This is a genomic window from Streptomyces krungchingensis (genome assembly GCF_054729265.1).
This window is the reverse complement of record NZ_JBPUKY010000001.1, coordinates 2,984,184-3,002,264: the sequence shown is the minus strand read 5'-3', so window position 1 is coordinate 3,002,264 and position 18,081 is coordinate 2,984,184. Positions and strand designations below refer to the sequence as shown.

13 protein-coding genes are annotated in these 18,081 nt (G+C 74.4%); 2 read left to right on the top strand and 11 right to left on the bottom strand.

From position 1 onward, the window contains the following. Window positions 1-23: 23 nt before the first annotated feature. Window positions 24-929, top strand: coding sequence for an SCO1860 family LAETG-anchored protein (locus ACSYGO_RS13405; RefSeq protein ID WP_426676147.1), 906 nt, complete (start codon window positions 24-26; stop codon window positions 927-929). A gap of 122 nt (window positions 930-1,051) precedes the next feature. Here ACSYGO_RS13405 and cobC read toward each other — a convergent pair whose 3' ends face one another. The 5 genes from cobC to cobM form a co-directional block, all read right to left on the bottom strand. Further along, window positions 1,052-2,182: an Rv2231c family pyridoxal phosphate-dependent protein CobC gene (gene cobC / locus ACSYGO_RS13400; protein WP_460386747.1), complete on the bottom strand. Its 1,131-nt coding sequence runs from the start codon at window positions 2,180-2,182 to the stop codon at window positions 1,052-1,054. Next, entirely contained in the window at window positions 2,172-3,104 is a 933-nt protein-coding gene (locus ACSYGO_RS13395; protein WP_432174820.1) for a sirohydrochlorin chelatase, read from the bottom strand. Before ACSYGO_RS13395 ends, cobC begins: the two co-directional genes overlap by 11 nt. Before the next feature lie 244 nt (window positions 3,105-3,348). Beyond that, window positions 3,349-5,040, bottom strand: a complete 1,692-nt coding sequence (gene cobJ, locus ACSYGO_RS13390) for a precorrin-3B C(17)-methyltransferase (protein WP_460386746.1) — start codon at window positions 5,038-5,040, stop codon at window positions 3,349-3,351. After that, on the bottom strand, window positions 5,037-6,350 hold the full coding sequence (gene cbiE / locus ACSYGO_RS13385) for a precorrin-6y C5,15-methyltransferase (decarboxylating) subunit CbiE (RefSeq protein ID WP_426676151.1): 1,314 nt from the start codon (window positions 6,348-6,350) through the stop codon (window positions 5,037-5,039). The genes cobJ and cbiE overlap by 4 nt, the downstream gene beginning before the upstream one ends. Then, window positions 6,347-7,171 (bottom strand): precorrin-4 C(11)-methyltransferase, encoded by an 825-nt coding sequence (gene cobM / locus ACSYGO_RS13380; protein WP_426676152.1) that lies wholly within the window; start codon window positions 7,169-7,171, stop codon window positions 6,347-6,349. Before cobM ends, cbiE begins: the two co-directional genes overlap by 4 nt. 132 nt (window positions 7,172-7,303) lie before the next feature. On the opposite strand from cobM, the gene ACSYGO_RS13375 reads away from it, so the two are divergent. Next, window positions 7,304-8,032, top strand: a complete 729-nt coding sequence (locus ACSYGO_RS13375; protein ID WP_460386745.1) for a ZIP family metal transporter — start codon at window positions 7,304-7,306, stop codon at window positions 8,030-8,032. Between the two features lie 11 nt (window positions 8,033-8,043). On the opposite strand, the gene cobI is transcribed toward ACSYGO_RS13375, so the two are convergent. The 6 genes from cobI to ACSYGO_RS13345 are packed head-to-tail and all read right to left on the bottom strand — an operon-like array spanning window position 8,044 to window position 18,037. Beyond that, window positions 8,044-8,793: a precorrin-2 C(20)-methyltransferase gene (gene cobI / locus ACSYGO_RS13370; RefSeq protein ID WP_432174818.1), complete on the bottom strand. Its 750-nt coding sequence runs from the start codon at window positions 8,791-8,793 to the stop codon at window positions 8,044-8,046. Further along, window positions 8,790-10,229, bottom strand: coding sequence for a cobyrinate a,c-diamide synthase (locus ACSYGO_RS13365; protein WP_460386744.1), 1,440 nt, complete (start codon window positions 10,227-10,229; stop codon window positions 8,790-8,792). The genes cobI and ACSYGO_RS13365 overlap by 4 nt, the downstream gene beginning before the upstream one ends. Then, window positions 10,229-10,828 carry a cob(I)yrinic acid a,c-diamide adenosyltransferase gene (gene cobO / locus ACSYGO_RS13360; protein ID WP_426676156.1) on the bottom strand — a complete coding sequence of 200 codons (600 nt, stop codon included), beginning with the start codon at window positions 10,826-10,828 and terminating at the stop codon, window positions 10,229-10,231. The genes ACSYGO_RS13365 and cobO overlap by 1 nt, the downstream gene beginning before the upstream one ends. Continuing rightward, window positions 10,828-12,882, bottom strand: a complete 2,055-nt coding sequence (locus ACSYGO_RS13355; RefSeq protein WP_426676157.1) for a putative cobaltochelatase — start codon at window positions 12,880-12,882, stop codon at window positions 10,828-10,830. Before ACSYGO_RS13355 ends, cobO begins: the two co-directional genes overlap by 1 nt. After that, window positions 12,879-16,532, bottom strand: a complete 3,654-nt coding sequence (gene cobN / locus ACSYGO_RS13350) for a cobaltochelatase subunit CobN (RefSeq protein WP_460386743.1) — start codon at window positions 16,530-16,532, stop codon at window positions 12,879-12,881. The genes ACSYGO_RS13355 and cobN overlap by 4 nt, the downstream gene beginning before the upstream one ends. Further along, a complete protein-coding gene (locus ACSYGO_RS13345) occupies window positions 16,529-18,037 on the bottom strand; it encodes a cobyric acid synthase (protein ID WP_460386742.1) in 1,509 nt (502 codons plus the stop codon). Before ACSYGO_RS13345 ends, cobN begins: the two co-directional genes overlap by 4 nt. Window positions 18,038-18,081 lie beyond the last annotated feature (44 nt).

Genomic DNA, 18,081 nt, shown 5'->3' with positions numbered 1-18,081 from the left:
TTTCTCCCCTGGGGGTCCCACCCGTGAACACCAACAGCTTCCGCCTGCCCGCACGCCGTCTCGCCGCCACCGCGGCCGCCACCGCCCTCGCCGCCGGTCCCGCGGCACTGGCCGGCGCGGGCACCGCCCACGCGACCACCGACCACGGTCGCGCGAGCGCCGTCGTGCTCCGCACCGGACTCGACGTCTCCCTGCTCAACAAGACCGTCGACGTCCCGCTCGCGGTCTCCCTCAACGAGGTCCAGGCACCGCAGAGCGCGCAGAAGACCGCGCTCACCGCCCAGTTGGACGGGGTCGACGGAGGACGCCCGTTCAGCGTGCTGCGCGCCGACGTCGCCACCGCCCGGGCCACCGTGTCCGCGGACAAGGCCGAAGGCTCCACCACCCTCGCGCACGCGGCGGTCCATGTCCCCGGACTGCCCCTGCTCTCGGTCATCGAGGTCGAGCAGGTGACGTCGAAAGCGACGTGCGAGGCGGGGAAGAAGCCCGTCGCCACCGCGAACCTGCTCGGATCGGTCACCGTGCTCGGCAAGAAGGTGACGCTCTCGGCGGGCGGTCCGACGAAGGTCGAGGTGCCCGGCGTCGGAGAGGTCCGCCTCGACCTGTCCACGACGCGGACGACGACCCGCACGGCCGCCGCCTCCGCCCTCGAACTCAAGGTCTCCATCAACCCGTTGAAGCTGAACGTGGCCGAGGTCGAGGGCACCCTGACCCTCGCGGGCGCGACCTGCGAGGCCCCGTCGGCGCCGGCCGCACCGGCCAAGCCCGACGACCCGGTGGCCGACGTGAAGCCGCAGGGCGCGCCCGCGGAGGCGAACCTCGCGGAGACCGGGGGAAGTTCCACGACCCCGTACATCGCCGCCGGGGCGGCGGCGCTCCTCGCCACGGGCGCCGGAGTGGTGGTCCTGGCCCGTCGCCGCCGGGGCTGAGGCCGCCGGGGCGGCCCCGCCGAGGAGTCGGGCCGGCCTGAACGACGACCCCGTCCCCGGGTGCCGGCGGGCTTCCCGGCCCGTCCGGCACCGGCGTCGCGGGGCCGGGGGGCGAAGATCCCTCAGTCCCGCGACAGCGTGATCGCGCGATCGACGGCCTGGAGCAGCCGGTTGACCGTCGTCCTGTCCCGGACGGCGATCCGGAGCCAGTCCTTGTCGAGCCCGGGAAACGTGTCGCCGCGCCGCACCGCGAACCCGAGGTCGCGCAGATGCCGGCGCACCGCGGCCGCCCGCGGAATACGGACCAGCACGAACGGCCCCTCCGAGGGCTCCACGACGTACAGGCCGTCGGAGGCGAACTCCCGGAGCCCGGCCACGAGATGGGCCCGGTCCGCGGCGATCCGGTGCGCCGCGTGCGCGGCCTCCGCGAGCGCCTGGGAGGACACACAGGCCTCGGTGGCGGCGAGCGCGGGCGTGGACACGGGCCACAGCGGCTGGGCCCGCTCCAGCTCCTCGACCGTCCCGGGATCGGCGAGCACGTACCCGACGCGCAGCCCGGCCAGTCCCCACGTCTTCGTGAGACTGCGCAGCACGACGAGCCCGGGGACGTCCGTGCGGCCGGCCAGCGCCTCCCGCTCACCGGGCACCGCGTCCATGAACGCCTCGTCGACGACCAGCACCCGCCCGGGCCTGGCGAGCCGCGCGATGGACGCGGCCGGGTGCAGCACCGACGTCGGATTGGTCGGATTGCCGATCACGACGAGGTCCGCGTCCTCGGGCACGGCCGCCGGATCCAGCCGGAAACCGTCCTCGGCCCGCAGCAGGACCCGGTCGACGGTGTGCCCGGCGTCCCGCAACGCGGCCTCCGGCTCCGTGAACTGCGGATGCACGACCACCGGCCGGCGCACCTTCAGGGCGCGCGCGAGCAGCACGAACGCCTCGGCGGCCCCGGCGGTCAGCAGCACCCGCTCCACCGGGAGCCCGTGCCGCGCGGCCACCGCGGCCCGCGCCGCCCGCCCGTCCGGGTAGGCCGCCAGCCCGGTCAGCGACGCGGCGATCCGCTCGCGCAGCCACGGGGGAGGCGTGCCGGCACGGACGTTCACGGCGAGATCGGTGAGCGCGGAGCCGTCGTCGCGCACCTCGGCGTCACCGTGGTGACGCAGGTCGTGGCCGCCGTCGCCCGCGGCCGGAGCGTCCGCCCCGGGCGCGTCCACGCGGCCCGCACCGTCGCCGTGCCCGCCGTCAGTGCGCATGCGAGTGCGAGTGCGCGTGGCCACCGTGGTGGTGTCCGTGGTGGTGACCGTCGTCGTCCGGGTGGAAGTGCGGCTGCTGGGGGAGCCCCACCTTGTCCTCGAACCCGGGCATCGCGATCCGGTACACGCAGGAGTCGCAGTTCATCCGCAGATCGCCCCTGACGGCCTCCTCGTACCGCTCCATGACGAGGTCGAGCAACTCCGGCTCGGGGCCGATGACATCGGCGGAGCGCACCTCGACCTCCGGGTGCGCGGCGGCCCAGCCCTCGGTCTGCTGCCGCACCCGGTCGGGGAGGATGCCGGTGAACAGGAAGTAGGGGAGCACCACGATCCGGCGGGCGCCCAGCTTCACGCACCGGTCGAGCCCGGACGGCACGTCCGGCGCCGCCAGCGACACGAACGCCGTCTCGACCCCCGCGTATCCGCGGCCCTCCCACAGCAGCCGGGCCGCCTTGTGCACCTCGGCGTTGGCGTCCGGGTCGGTGGAACCGCGCCCCACGAGCAGCACGGTCACATCGGCACGGTCCTCCGGCGTCCGCGCCGTCCCGCCGAGCGCCTCGTCCAGCCGCCGCTCCAGGACGGCGAGCAGCGACGGGTGCGGGCCCAGCGGACGCCCGTACGTGTACGAGATGCCGGGGTGCCGCTCCTTCTCGCGGGCGAGCGCCGCCGGGATGTCGCCCTTGGCGTGCCCGGCGGACACCAGCATCAGCGGTACGGCCGCGAAGCGCCGCACGCCCCGTCCGACGAGTTCGGCGACGGCCTCGCCGAGCGGCGGCGGCGACAGCTCGATGAACCCGCCCGCGACGGGCAGGTCGGGGTGGCGGCGGCCCAACTCCCGTACGAAGTCGCGGAAGGCCTCGGCTCCGGCCTCGTCCCGGGTGCCGTGTCCGGCGATGAGCAGGGCGGGGGCAGGGGTGGTCACGATGTCTCCTTGGCGGATTGTGAAGCCTCGGTGGCCTGTGGAACGGGTTGGTACGGCGGGACGCCGGCTGCGGCGGCGACCGCCGGCCGGAGCCCGCCGGACTTGGTGCGGGCGGCGGTCCGGCCGCTCGCGACGTGCGGTTCGGATGCCGGGACGCCGGGCCGGCAGGACGCCCGTCCGACGGGCCGCGCCGGGTGGGCCGGTCCGTCGGCGCGCGCGGCCCGTGCCCGCGGGGAGCGCGGGCTCATCCGGCCGTCTCCTGCCAGCGGTAGCCGCGCGGCGTCACCATGCGGCCGGCGATGTCACGGGTCGCCGTGTTCCCCACGGTGACCACGGTCATCATGTCCACCGTCGCCGGATCGAGCGCCGAGAGGCTGGTGAGCCGGCTCGACTCGTCCGGACGCGACGCATTGCGCACGACACCCACCGGTGTCCGCGGCTCGCGGTGCTCGGCGAGGATCGCCAGCGCCTTCGGGAGCTGCCAGTCGCGGCCCCTGCTCCGGGGGTTGTAGAAGGTCACCACGATGTCGGCCTCGGCGGCGGCCCGCACCCGGCGCTCGATGACCTCCCAGGGCGTGTGCAGGTCGGAGAGGCTGATCGACACGTGGTCGTGGCCGAGCGGGGCACCCAGGATCGCTCCCGCCGCCAGCGCCGCCGTCACCCCGGGCACCCCGACCACGTCGATGTCGTCGGACGCCTCGGCCAGCGCGGGCGACGCCATCGCGTACACGCCCGCGTCGCCGCTGCCGATCAGGGCGACGGCCTGCCCGCGCCGGGCCTCGGCCACCGCGGTCCGCGCCCGCTCCTCCTCGGCGCCCAGCCCCGACTCCAGGACCCGGGTGCCCGGGCGCAGCAGATCGCGGATCTGGTCGACGTACTGGTCGAGCCCGACGAGCACCGACGCACGCCGCAGCTCCTCCTTGGCGCGCGGGGTGAGCAGGTCGCGGGCCCCCGGTCCGAGACCGACGACCGCGAGCCGGCCGCGGGCCACCCGCCGCACGACCGCGCAGGTCGCCATCGCGGGCCGCCCGTCCGCGCGTTCCGACTTGCGCTTGGGGACGAGGAGTTCGCCTCCGCCGACGAGGGCGGCGGCCTCCGCCACCGAGGGGGTGCCGACGGCGGCGAGCGGTGCGCTTGACGGGTTCGGCACGTCCACGCGCGCCAGTTCGTCCGCGGCGTACGTCGCCAGCGGCACCCCGAGGCGCTCGGCGGCCCCGACGATGCCGGGCTCACCCGCCTTGGCGTCCACGGTGGCGAGTTCGCCCACCGACCGCACCGACAGCCCGGCCTCCCGCAGGGCGTCCTCGACGAGACCCAGCACCTCGTCGACGGGCGCGCCGCTGGACGCGCCGACGCCCACGACGAGGGACGGCGGACGCAGCACGACCTCCCGGTCGGCGGCCGGCCCGAGCCGGTCGGTGACCCGGATCGTGCACACGCCCTCGTCCGTGACCGGCAGCGGAGGCAGCGGCCAGGCCAGCTCGGCCGACAGCCCGACGGGCTCGCCGTCCAGCAGGGCGCGGGTGACACCGGCGACGTCCCCCTCCACGGGGAAGCCGAGGGTGTCCAGACCGGGGACGCCCACCGCGTCGGTCGCCGTGGTCACCACGGGCGCGGCGCCGAGCACCTCGCCGACCTCGCGGGCCAGTTCGTTCGCCCCGCCGCCGTGACCGCCGACGAGGGACACCGCGAAGCGCCCCGCCTCGTCGACGCACACGATCCCCGGGTCCGACGTCTTGTCGCCCAGCAGCGGTGCGACGAGCCGTACGACCGCGCCGGTGGCGAGGAAGCACACGAGCTGGTCGCACTCCGCGAACGCCCGCCGCACGGCGTCGGCGACGGACCCGTCGTACACCCGCGTACGGGAGGGCCAGGCCGCGGCCAGCCGGTCACGCGCCGCCGCGCCGGCCGCCGTGGCGGAAATCAGGCCGATCACTGGGGGACTCCTTCGATACGGGCCGGGGGCCTGACACCCCACAGCAGGAAGACGGGGTTGGTGGCGGCGAGCCGGTCGACACCACCGGGCAGCGGTGCCAGCCGGGACGACTGCAACAGCACTCCGTCGCAGTCGAACCCGGCGGCGACGAGCGCGTCGCGGGCCGCCGGCACCCGGTCCAGCGCGGCCATGGCCACCACCACGGCACGCCGGGCCCGCCGCGCGCAGACCGTGACGATGGCGGGCAGTTCACGTCCGCCGCCGCCGATGAACACGGCGTCCGGATCGTCCAGATCGGACAGCACCGTGGGCGCCGCCCCATGCACGACGCGTACGTCCACGCCGTGCGCCTCGGCGTTGGCGCGGATCCGCCCGACCCCGTCCACGGTCTTCTCGACCGCGGCGACCGCGGCGCCGAACCGCGCGCACTCGACGGCGACGGACCCGGAGCCCGCGCCGACGTCCCAGACCAGGTCGCCCGGGCGCGGACCGAGCCGGGCCAGCGCGAGCGCCCGCACCTCGAACTTGCTGATCATCGAGTCGCGGTGGGTGAACTCGCTCTCGTCCAGGGCCCAACGGTCCGGCCCCGGCCGGGGCCCGGCGACGGTCCGCACCGGGCCGAGGGCGCGCGCCTCGTCCAGGCACAGCACGACGCTCACCGCCGTCCCCCAGTCACGGGCGGCGGCCTCGGCGGGCGTCACCCGCTCCACGCGTTCGCGGCCGGGGTCGCCGAGGGCGCTCGCCACGACCAGGACACGTGTCCCGCAGCGGTGCGCGAGGGCCGCGCCCAGTTCGGCCGGCCCGGAGCCCGGGCCGGTCAGCACGGCCACCTTCGGATGGGCGCGGCACACGTTCACCGCGGTGCGCAGATCACGTCCGTGCGCGCTCACCACCACCGCGTCGTCCCAGGGCACTCCGAGCCGCGCGAACGCGGTGGCGACGGACGAGACTCCGGGGTGCACGTCCAGCTGGTCAGGCCCGAACCGCCCGGCCAGCGCCCGCACGATCCCGAAGAACCCCGGGTCGCCGGAGGCGAGCACCACGACCCCGTCGCCGTGCGTGCCGTCCGGTCCCGCCCCGTCCGGCCGCGCGGACCCCGCCGCCCGCTCCGCGGAGCGTTTCTCCACGTACTGCTCCATCGCGTCCAGCGCGGGCGCCAGCGGCCCGAGGACGATCCGCTCCACCCCGTCCGGCAGCCGTGCCGCCGCCAGATGACGGCGGGCGCCCACCACCAGCCCGGCCCCGGCGAGCGCGGCCTCGGCGTCCGGGGGCAACGGCGCCCCCGTCCCCGTACCGACGACGGTGATCACGACGAACCGCTCTTCCGTGCCGCGCGCAGCTCCGCGCGCGCCTGCGGGTCGGCCTTGCGGAAGCCGTGGAAGTGACCGGGGTGGTAGAGGTGCGAGCGGGTGCCGCTCGCGTCGAGCGCCGGACCGACCAGGAACAGCGTGTGCTTCCACAGCTTGTGCTCCTTGACGGTCTCCTCCAGGGTGCCGATCGTGCACCTGACGACCAGCTCCTCGGGCCAGGTCGCCTGGTGGGCGACCACGACCGGCGTGGACGTCGGATAGCCGCCCTCCAGCAGCTCCCGGACGAGCTGCCCGCTGCGCGCGGCCGACAGGAACAACGCCATCGTCGTCCCGTGCCGGGCGAACTCCCGCACCTCCTCCCCGGGCGGCATCGGCGTCTTGCCGCCGCCGAGCCTGGTGAGGATCACGGACTGCGCGACCTCGGGGATCGTCAGCTCGCGCCGAGCGATCGCGGCGACCGCGGAGAAGGAGGAGACGCCGGGCACGATCTCCGTCTCGATCCCGATGGCGGCGCACCGGTCGACCTGCTCCTGCGTGCCGCCCCAGAGCGCCGGGTCGCCGGAGTGGATCCGGGCCACCCGCAGTCCCTGCGCCGCGGCCCGCTCGTACACGGCGACGACGTCCTCCAGGGACATCGTCGCGGAATCCAGGATCTCGGCACCCTCCCGCGCGTGGTCGAGGACCTCGGCCTGCACCAGGCTGGCCGCCCAGATCACGACGTCCGCCTCGGCGATGGCGCGCGCGGCGCGGAACGTCAGCAGGTCGGCGGCGCCGGGGCCGGCACCGACGAACGTCACCTTGCCGGTGGGGGCTTCGGCCATGGGAATCGGTCCTCTCCTACACAGTGCGAGTACTACGGCTGCGGGCACCGCGGATGCGGTGATCGCGAAAAGTCAGCGGATGATCCGCCGTCGGACGTGCGCGAACGGGGGTTGATCGGATAGCAAGGGCGTATGGCGGTCCTCGTAGCGCTCGGCGCGTTCCTGATGACGCTGGCCGGCGGCTGGACGGCACAGCGTGTGACCGACCGCCGCCACCTGGTCCTGGGCCTGGCCGGCGGGCTGATGCTCGGCGTGGTCGGCCTGGACCTGCTGCCCGAGGCGCACCGGGCGGCGGGCGAGGAGGTCTTCGGCGTACCGGCCGCGCTGCTGCTGTTCGTCGCGGGATTCCTGCTGGCGCACCTGGTGGAGCGGCTGCTGGCCCATCGTCAGGCCGCGCACGGCGGCGAGGAGGACGGCGGACGCGCGCCCGAGGTGGGCCTGACGGCGGCCGCGGCGATGGTCGGCCACAGCGCGATGGACGGCGTCGCGATCGGCGCGGCCTTCCAGATCGGCGGCGGGATGGGTCTCGCGGTCGCCCTCGCGGTGGTCGCGCACGACTTCGCGGACGGCTTCAACACGTACACGATCACGAGCCTGTACGGGAACGCCCGTCACAAGGCGATCATGATGCTCGTCGCGGACGCCTGCGCCCCCGTGGTCGGCGCGGCCTCCACGCTCTTCTTCACCATCCCGGAGCAGGTGCTCGGCTGCTATCTCGGGCTCTTCGGCGGCGTCCTGCTCTATCTCGCCGCCGCGGAGATCCTCCCCGAGGCGCACCACGAGCACCCGGCCCGCTCGACCCTGCTGTGCACGGTCGCGGGCGTGGGTTTCATCTGGCTGGTGGTCGGTGTCGCGGGCTGAGCCCGGGCGGTTCACAGTTTTCCGCCGCGGGTGCCGTCACGTCGCGCTGGCGCGATGAGCGTGGACAGGTAAGGGAGGACGGCGCCGTCCAGTTCGGCCGCGGAGCGGATGGACTCGCCCTCCAGGCCGAGCGCGGAACCCCACACGGCGTCGTCGATCCGGCCGGTCTCCCGCAGCGCCTCGGCCACCTCCCGCGCCTGCCGCCCGAACTTGTACGCGACCACGGTGCCCGGTCCGCCGAGGGCGTCCTTCAGCACGGTGGCCCCCGCGGTCACCGGGACCAGCACCAGCGGCTCGGTCCCTTCGGTCAGCACCGCGCCCGACCGTGCGGCCAGGTCCTGCATGGCGGTGATCCCGGGCACGGTCTCGATCACCGTCCCCGGCACCAGCTCGCCGATCGTCTGCGCGAGATAGGTGAACGTCGAATACACGTTGGGGTCGCCGATGGTCGCGAAGGCCACCGTGGCGTGCCGGGTGAGGAGCTCCGCGACCCGCCCGCCGGCGGCGTCCCAGGCGGCCTCGCGGCGTGCCCGGTCGGTCCGCTCGTTGAGCGCGAACACCACCCGCACGACCTTCTCCTCGGGCACGTAGTGCAGCACGGTCGCCTCCGCGCGCCCGGGCTCGCCGCCGTCCTGCCCGTCCGGCGCGGCCATGACGGGTACGACGACGACCTCGGCGGCGCGCAGGGCGTTGACACCCTTGACGGTCACCAGCTCGGGGTCACCGGGGCCGACCCCGACTCCGATCAGCTTGCTGCTCATGACGTCAGGCACCTCTCCACGAACCGACGGGCGACACCGGGCTCGGACGCCCAGTGCGTGTGCAGATAACTCGCGTGCACACCTTGTTGTACGAAACCTTCGAGCCGCCGCTCAGGGGCGCGCACACCCCAGGCGGGAGCCGCCCCGGCGCCGGGGTCGACGACGGTCCGGTGGAACTCGTGCCCACGCATCCGTGTTCCGGCCGTGGCGAGCACACTGTCGGACACGGCGACGGCATCGCGGTAGCCCAGCGTCAGCCGTTCCGTCATGCGCGCCGTGGCGTCGAGCACCCCGCACATGGGCCGCCCGTCGAGCTCACGGCACAGGTACAGCAGTCCGGCGCACTCGGCGGCGACGGGAGCGCCGCTCAGCGCCAGCTCCGCGACCGCCTTGCGCAGCGGCTCGTTGGCGGACAGCTCGGCCGCGTACACCTCGGGGAAACCGCCGCCGACGACCAGCCCCGCGGTGCCGTCCGGCAGGTGCTCGTCGTGCAGCGGGTCGAAGGTGACGACCTCGGCACCGGCGGCGGTCAGCAGCTCACCGTGCTCGGCGTAGGAGAAGGTGAACGCGGCGCCACCCGCGACGGCGATCCTCGGCCGCGGTCCGTCCGCCGCCCGGGGGCGGGAGCGTCCGGGCGGCCCCGAGGGGTCCGCGGGCCCGGTCTCCGGAGACGGGCCGGGCCAGGTCTGAGGGACAGGACCGGCCACGGCCTCGGCCGGGTCCCACGCGGCGCCGGGCAGCGCCCCGGCGCCCCGCGCCAGCGCGGCCAGGGCCTCCAGGTCGCACCCCTCGGCCACCTGCGCGGCCATGGCCGCCACGGCCTCGACGGCGGCGGCCCGCCGCTCGGCGACGGGCACCAGCCCGAGGTGCCGCGACGGCGTGTCCACCTGCGGAGCGCGGCGCAGCACACCGAGCACGGGCACCCCCGCCGAGTCCAGCGCGTCGCGCAGCAGCGCCTCGTGCCGGTCGGAACCGACCTTGTTCAGGACGACCCCGGCGACCCGCACCTCGGGGTCCCAGGACGCGAAACCGTGCACCAGCGCGGCCACCGACCGCGACTGCGACGAGGCGTCCACGACGAGCACGACCGGCGCCCGGAGCAGCTTCGCGACCTGCGCGGTGGACGCCAGTTCGCCCTCCCCGGCGGCCCCGTCGTACAGACCCATCACGCCCTCGACGACCGCCAGGTCGCAGCCGCGCGCACCGTGCGCGAACAACGGCGCGACGAGTTCCGGCCCGCACAGGTACGCGTCGAGATTCCGTCCCACGCGCCCGGTGGCGAGCGCGTGATACCCGGGATCGATGTAGTCCGGCCCCACCTTGTGCGGGGACACGGCGAGCCCCCGCGCGGCGAACGCCGCCATCAGCCCCGTGGCAACGGTGGTCTTGCCGCTGCCCGAGGAGGGCGCGGCGACGACCAGCCGGGGGACGGACATCACCACTCGATGCCCCTCTGGCCCTTCTGACCGGCGTCCATGGGGTGCTTCACCTTGGACATGTCGGTCACCAGGTCCGCGAAGTCCACGAGCTTCTCCGGCGCGTTCCGCCCGGTGATCACCACGTGCTGGGTCCCCGGCCGGTTCCGGAGCACGTCGACGACCTCGTCGGTGTCGACCCAGCCCCAGTGCATCGGATACGCGAACTCGTCGAGCACGTACAGCCGGTACGTCTCGGCGGCCAGGTCCCGCTTGACCTGCTCCCAGCCCTCCCGGGCCTTCTCCTCGTTGTCCAGCTGCTCGTCGCGCTGGACCCACGACCAGCCCTCGCCCATCTTGTGCCAGTCGACGGTCCCGCCCTCGCCGGAGGCGCCGAGCACCTTGAGCGCGTTCTCCTCGCCGACCTTCCACTTCGCCGACTTGACGAACTGGAACACCCCGATGGGCCACCCCTGGTTCCAGGCACGCAGCGCGAGCCCGAACGCAGCCGTGGACTTGCCCTTGCCGACGCCCGTGTGCACCACGACCAGCGGACGGTTGCGGCGCTGACGTGTCGTCAGACCGTCGTCCGGCACCACGCTCGGCTGTCCCTGCGGCATTACGCGGCCCTCCTGTCGCCCTGAACTTCCCTGACCAGCCCGGCGATCGAGTCCGCCCGCAGCTCGTCCAGCGTCACCGCCGTACCGGCCAGCTCACCCGCGAGCCGCCCGGCGAGACCCAGCCGTACCGGCCCCGTCTCGCAGTCGACGACCACGGACGCGATCCCGTCGGCCGCGAACAGCCGCGCCGCGCGCCCCGCGAGCGCGACCGGCTCCGTCCCGCCCGTCGCCCGGCCACCACCCCGGCCCGAGGCGCCTCGCGCCGCCCCTGCGTCCGTGGCACGTCCGTCCGTCACCAGCACGACCAGCGGCCTCCGTGCCGCGTCCCGCAGCCGCTCGACCCGCAGCACCTCGTGCGCCCTGAGCAGCCCCGCGGCGAGCGGCGTGCGCCCGCCGGTGGGCAGCGACTCCAGCCGCGCCGCCGCCGCGTCCACCGACGACGTGGGCGGCAGCGCCACCTCGGCGGCCGAACCGCGGAAGGTCACCAGCCCCACCTTGTCCCGCCGTTGGTACGCGTCGAGGAGCAACGACAGCACGGCACCCTTCACCGCGCTCATCCGCTGCCGGGCCGCCATCGAACCGGAGGCGTCCACCACGAAGAGGACGAGGTTGCCCTCGCGGCCCTCCCGCGTCGCCTGCCGCAGATCGTCGCGCCGGACGACCAGGCCGGGCCCCGACCGTCCGCGTGCCCGCTGGTGCGGCGCCGCCGCCCGTACGGTCGCCGCCAGGTGCAGCTTGGTCAGGGCGCCGCGGGGCCGCCGCGACCCGGTCGTGCGGCCGTGCTCGGTCCGCGCGCGCGAACGCCGCCCGGCGGCGCCCTCACCGAGCCCGGGAACGCTCAGCATCTTCGTGCGGAACGGCTCCGCGGCCCGCACCGGCGACTGCTCGCCCGCACCGGAGGCCTGCGGCTCCCCGCCCTCCCCGGACTCGGGGCGGGCGGCCGTGTCGCCGCCGGCCGGACCCTCGTCCGGCGCCGGCTGCCCACCGCCACCGGGTCCGTCCGGCCCGGGGTCCGGGTCGTCGTCGCCCTGGTCCGTGTCCTGACCGCCGAACTCCTCCAGCGTCTCGTCGAGCTTGTCCTCGTCCAGCCCGGGCGCGTCGAAGGGATTGCGGCGCCGCCGGTGCGGCAGCGCCAGCAGCGCCGCCTGGCGCACGTCCTCGGCGAGCACCTCGGTGCGCCCCGCCCACGCGGCGAGCGCGGTCGCGGTCCGCGCCATGACGATGTCCGCCCGCATGCCGTCCACCTCGAAGGCCGCGCAGGTCGCCGCGATCTGCCGCAGCGCCCCGTCGCCGAGCCGCACCGACGGCAGCAGGGCGCGCGCCGCCACGATCCGGGCCCGCACCGCGGCCTCCTCGTCGGCCCAGCGCGCGGCGAAGGCCTCCGGGTCGTCGTCGTGGGCGAGCCTGCGCCGGACGACCTCGACGCGCTGGTCGGGCTCCCGGGACGCCGCGACCTCGACGGTCAGCCCGAACCGGTCGAGCAACTGCGGCCGCAGCTCGCCCTCTTCCGGGTTCATCGTCCCGACCAGCAGGAAGCGGGCCGCGTGCCGCACCGAGACGCCCTCGCGCTCCACGTACGAGGCGCCCATCGCCGCCGCGTCCAGCAGCAGGTCGACCAGGTGGTCGTGGAGGAGGTTGACCTCGTCGACGTACAGGATGCCGCGGTGCGCGTCGGCCAGCAGGCCCGGCTCGAAGGCCTTCACGCCCTCGGCGAGCGCCCGCTCGATGTCGAGCGCGCCGACCAGCCGGTCCTCGGAGGCGCCGACCGGCAGTTCCACCATGCGGGCCGGACGCGACTCGGACGCCCCCGGCCCGTGGGGCCCGTCCGGGCACGCCGGGTCGGGGGCCGCCGGGTCGCAGGAGAACCGGCATCCGGAGACGACGTCCACCACCGGCATCAGAGCCGAAAGGGCGCGCACGGCCGTGGACTTGGCGGTGCCCTTCTCGCCGCGCACCAGCACGCCGCCCACCGCGGGCGACACGGCGTTCAGCAGCAGCGCGAGCCGCAGGTCGTCCTGGCCGACGACGGCCGTGAACGGGAACGGGGTACTCACTTCTCGTCGCCCTCCAAGTCGCCTTCGAGCTCCAGATAGGTGGCGCGCAGCTCTTCGATCGTGTCGGCGTCCGGCTCGGCCCACAGCCCGCGGTCGGCGGCCTCCAGGAGCCGTTCGGTGATGCCGCGCAGCGCCCACGGGTTGGACTTCTTCATGAAGTCCCGGTTCTCGGCGTCGAAGACGTACTCCGCGCTGAGCTTCTCGTACATCCAGTCGTCCACGACCCCGGCGGTGGCGTCGTAGCCGAAGAGGTAGTCGACCGTCGCCGCCATCTCGAAGGCGCCCTTGTAGCCGTGACGGCGCATCGCCGCCATCCAGCGCGGGTTGACCACACGGGCGCGGAAGACGCGGTGGGTCTCCTCGCCCAGCGTGCGGGTCTTCACCTGGTCCGGGACGGCCGAGTCGCCGACGTACGCCTCGGGGGAGGCCCCCGTCAGGTGCCGCACCATGGCGACCATGCCGCCGTGGTACTGGAAGTAGTCGTCGGCGTCCACGAGGTCGTGCTCGCGGGTGTCGACGTTCTTCGCGGCCACCGCGATCCGCCGGAACGCGGTCTCCATGTCCCCGCGCGCCGCCCGCCCGTCGAGCCCGCGCCCGTACGCGTAACCGCCCCACACCGCGTACACCTCGGCGAGGTCGGCGTCGGAACGCCAGTTGCGGGCGTCGATCAGCGGCAGCAGACCGGCGCCGTACGCGCCCGGCTTGGAGCCGAAGACCCGGGCGGTCGCCCGCCGCCGGTCCCCGTGCTCGGCGGTGTCCTCGTCCGCGTGCGCCTTCACGAAGTTCTGCTCGGCGGACTCGTCCAGCTCGGCCACCGCCCGCACCGCGTCGTCGATCAGCCCGACGACGTGCGGGAACGCGTCCCGGAAGAAGCCGGAGATACGGACCGTCACGTCGATGCGCGGCCGGCCGAGCTCCTTCAGGGGCACGATCTCGAAGCCGGTGACCCGGCGCGAGGCGTCGTCCCAGACCGGACGGCAGCCCAGCAGCGCGAGGATCTCCGCGATGTCGTCGCCCTGGGTGCGCATCGCCGAGGTGCCCCACACGGTGAGTCCGACGGAGGTCGGGTACGCGCCCGTGTCCTGGAGGTAGCGCTGCACGAGGGAGTCCGCGAGGGACTGCCCGACCTCCCAGCTCAGCCTGGAGGGGATCGCCTTGGGGTCGACGGAGTAGAAGTTCCGTCCCGTCGGAAGGACGTTGACGAGTCCGCGCGTCGGCGAACCCGAGGGCCCCGCCGGCACGTAACCCCCGTCCAGCGCCTTGAGGATGTGGCCGATCTCGTCCGTCGTCCGGGCGAGCCGCGGCACCACCTCACGGCAGGCGAACTCCAGCACGGCCACCGCGTCCGGCAGTTCGGTGCCGAGGACCTCCCGGACGAGGCCCGGGCCCTCGGCGACCGCCCAGCCGCGCTCCTCCATGCCCTCCGCGATCCGCCGGCACAGCTGCTCCAGCAGGTCGATCGCGTCGGCTCCCGTCCGGGAGGGGCCGGCGACCAGGCCGGTCAGCCCGTCCGGCACCTTGACCGGCGCGCCCGGCTCGGCGAGCAGCTCCTTCTCGACCAGGCCGAAGTGCGCGGCCAGACAGGCCCGCAGACCCGGCAGGGCGTTCGCCGTGCCGCCCCACACCTGCGAGGCGCGCAGCACGGCCAGCACCAGGTTCACGCGCGGCTCGGCCTCGGGACCGCCACCGAGGACGTGCAGGCCGTCCCGGATCTGCACGTCCTTGATCTCGCACAGATAGCCGTCGATGTGCATGACGAACTCGTCGAAGTCGTCGTCGCCCGGCTGCTCGTCGACGTGCAGGTCGTGGTGCAGCTCGGCCGCCTTGACCAGCGTCCAGATCTGCGCGCGCACCGCCGGGGCCTTCGTCGGGTCCAGGTCGGAGACGAGCGCGTACTCGTCGAGCAGCTGCTCCAGCTTGGCCAGGTCGCCGTAGGTGTCCGCGCGCGCCATCGGCGGCACGAGGTGGTCGACGACGGTGGCGTGCCCGCGGCGCTTGGCCTGGGTGCCCTCGCCGGGGTCGTTGACGATGAACGGGTAGATCAGCGGCAGCTCGCCGAGCACGGCGTCCGGCGCGCAACCCCCGCTCAGGCCGAGGCCCTTGCCCGGCAGCCACTCCATCGTGCCGTGCTTGCCCATGTGGACGACCGCGTCGGCGCCGAAACTGTTCTCCAGCCACCGGTAGGCCGCCATGTAGTGGTGGGAGGGCGGCATGTCGGGGTCGTGGTAGATCGCGATGGGGTTCTCGCCGAAGCCGCGCGGCGGCTGGATCATCACGACGACGTTCCCGAACTGCAGGGAGGCGAGCACGATCTCGTCCCCGTCGACGTACAGGCTGCCTGGCGGCTCGCCCCATGCCTCCAGCATGGCGTCCCGCAGCTTCGGGTCGAGCTCGTCGAACCAGGCCCGGTAGTCGGCGAGCGGCACCCGGGCGGGAGCGGCGGCCAGCTGGTCCTCGGTGAGCCATTCGACGTCGTGGCCGCCCGCCTCGATCAGCCGGTGGATCAACTCGTCGCCGTTGTCGGGGTATTCGGTCAGGGAGTACCCCGCGCCCCGCAGCGCGTCCAGGACCCGCACCGCCGAGGCGGGCGTGTCCAGACCGACCGCGTTGCCGACCCGCGAGTGCTTGGTCGGGTAGGCGGTGAAGACCAGCGCGAGCTTCTTCTCCTCGTTCGGCTTGTGCCTGAGCCGGGCGTGCCGCACCGCGATCCCGGCGACCCGCGCCGCCCGCTCGGGGTCGGCGACGTACACCGGGACGTCGTCCGGGCCCTGCTCCTTGAAGGAGAACGGCACCGTGATCAGCCGCCCGTCGAACTCCGGGATGGCGACCTGCATCGCCGCGTCCATGGGGGACAGGGCGGCGTCCGAGGCTGCCCAGGCGCTCCGCGAGGAGGTCAGGCACAGCCCCTGGAGGACGGGCACGTCCAGGTCGGCGAGCGCGCCGACGTCCCAGGCCTCCTCGTCGCCGCCCGCGGACGCCCGCGAGGCGTGCGTGCCGCCCGCCGCGAGCACGGTGGCGACCAGCGTGTCGGCCCTGCCGAGGATCTCGTACAGGCCCGGGTCCGCGCCGCGCAGCGAACCGCAGAACACCGGCAGCGCGTTGGCGCCCCGCGCCTCGATCGCGTCGCACAGCGTGTCCACGAACGCAGTGTTCCCGGACAGCTCGTGGGCCCGGTAGAACAGCACGCCGACCGTGGGGCGGCCCTCGGTGACCGCGCGCTCGCCGTGCACACCGAACTCGGCCGTCCGGTGCGGCTCCTCGAAGCCCTCCCCGGTGAGCAGCACGGTGTCGGAGAGGAACCGCGCCAGTTCGGTGAGGTTGGCCGGGCCGCCCTCCACCAGATAGCGCAGCGCCTCCGCGACCACACCGGCGGGCACCGACGACTCGGCCATCAACTCGGCGTCGGGCACGGACTCGCCGCCGAGCAGGACGGTCGGCACACCCGACGCCCGCAGCACGGCCAGGCCCTCCTCCCAGGCGCGCTTTCCGCCCAGCAGCCGTACGACGGCGACGTCGGCGCCGTCGAGCAGAGCGGGCAGCTCCGCCACGACGTCCACCCGGGTCGGATTGCCGATCCGGTAGGGGGCACCGGAGGCACGGGCCGCCAGCAGATCCGTGTCGGCGGTCGACAACAACAACACTGTGCTCATGCGGGCGCTCCCGGTGGAATGAAAGGCAGTCCTTGCGGCGCGCCCGACTCGATGAGCCGCAACAGCGCGTCCGTGTCCGCGTGTTCCTCGATCAGATCGCCGAGCCGGTCCAGCTGCTCCTCGCGCAGCGCCGCGAACGACGTGTCGGCGGCCGGCACGAAGCGGCGGCCCGCGGCGGCGGCCACCTCGCGCAGGAAGGCCCGCCGGAATCCGTCCGACTCCAGCGAGCCGTGCCAGTGGGTGCCCCACACGGAGCCGACCCGGCATCCGTCCAAGAAGGGTTCCCCACCGGTGACATCGGCGACACCGTGGTGGATCTCGTATCCCTCGACCCGTTCACCCAGGGCCTCACCGACCGGTCTGGTCAGTGTCTTCTCGTGCGCGAACCGCACCCGCACCGGCAGCAGTCCGAGCCCGTCGACGTGCCCGGCGCGGCTCTCCACGTCGTCCTCGATGTGCTCGCCGAGCAGCTGGAAGCCACCGCAGATGCCGAGCGTGGGCCGCCCCTCGGCGGCCCGGCGCAGCAGCGCGTCGGCGAGTCCGCGTGCGCGCAGCCACTCCAGCGCCTTCACGGTCCCCCGCGTCCCGGGCACCACGACCAGGTCGGCGTCGGCGAGTTCCTCGGCCCGGTCCACGAACCGCACGACCACGCCCGGTTCGGCGGCCAGCGCGTCGACGTCCGTGAAGTTCGACATGAGCGGCACCGCGCAGACGGCGACCCGCAGGACGTCCTCGCCGACGGGGGCGGTGACCTCCGACTCGCGGACCGCTCCGCGCAGCGACACCCGCAGCCCGTCCTCCTCGTCGATACCGAGGCCGTGCCGGAACGGCAGCACACCGTAGGAGGGCCGCCCGGTGAGGTCCTTCAGCATGTCGAGTCCGGGTTCCAGCAGCGACACGTCACCGCGGAACTTGTTGACGAGGAACCCGGCGACGAGCGCCTGGTCCTCGCGCGACAGCAGCGCGACCGTCCCGAAGAAGGAGGCGAACACACCGCCGCGGTCGATGTCGCCGACGACGAGCACGGGCAGCCCCGCATTGCGGGCGATGCCCATGTTCACGATGTCGGTGCGCCGCAGATTGATCTCGGCAGGACTGCCGGCCCCCTCACAGATCACCGCGTCATACGTGCCCCGCAACTCGGTCAGACAGTCCAGGACCGTGCCGAGGAGCGCCTGCTGGCGGCCGCCGTGGTAGCCGCGCGCGCTCATCTCGCCCACGGGCTTGCCCATGAGCACGACCTGACTGCTCCGGTCGCTGCCCGGCTTGAGCAGCACGGGGTTCATGAGCGCGGTCGGCTCCACGCGCGCGGCCTGCGCCTGCATGGCCTGCGCGCGCCCGATCTCGGCGCCCTCACGGGTGACGAACGAGTTGAGGGACATGTTCTGCGCCTTGAACGGCGCGACCTTGACGCCCCGTCGCACCAGCCACCGGCAGATCCCGGCGGTGACGACGCTCTTGCCGGCGTCGGAGGTCGTTCCGGCGATCAGCAGTCCGCCGCTCATGACTCGGCTCCTTCGCGCGCTCCGGCATCCATGGCGTACCCCTC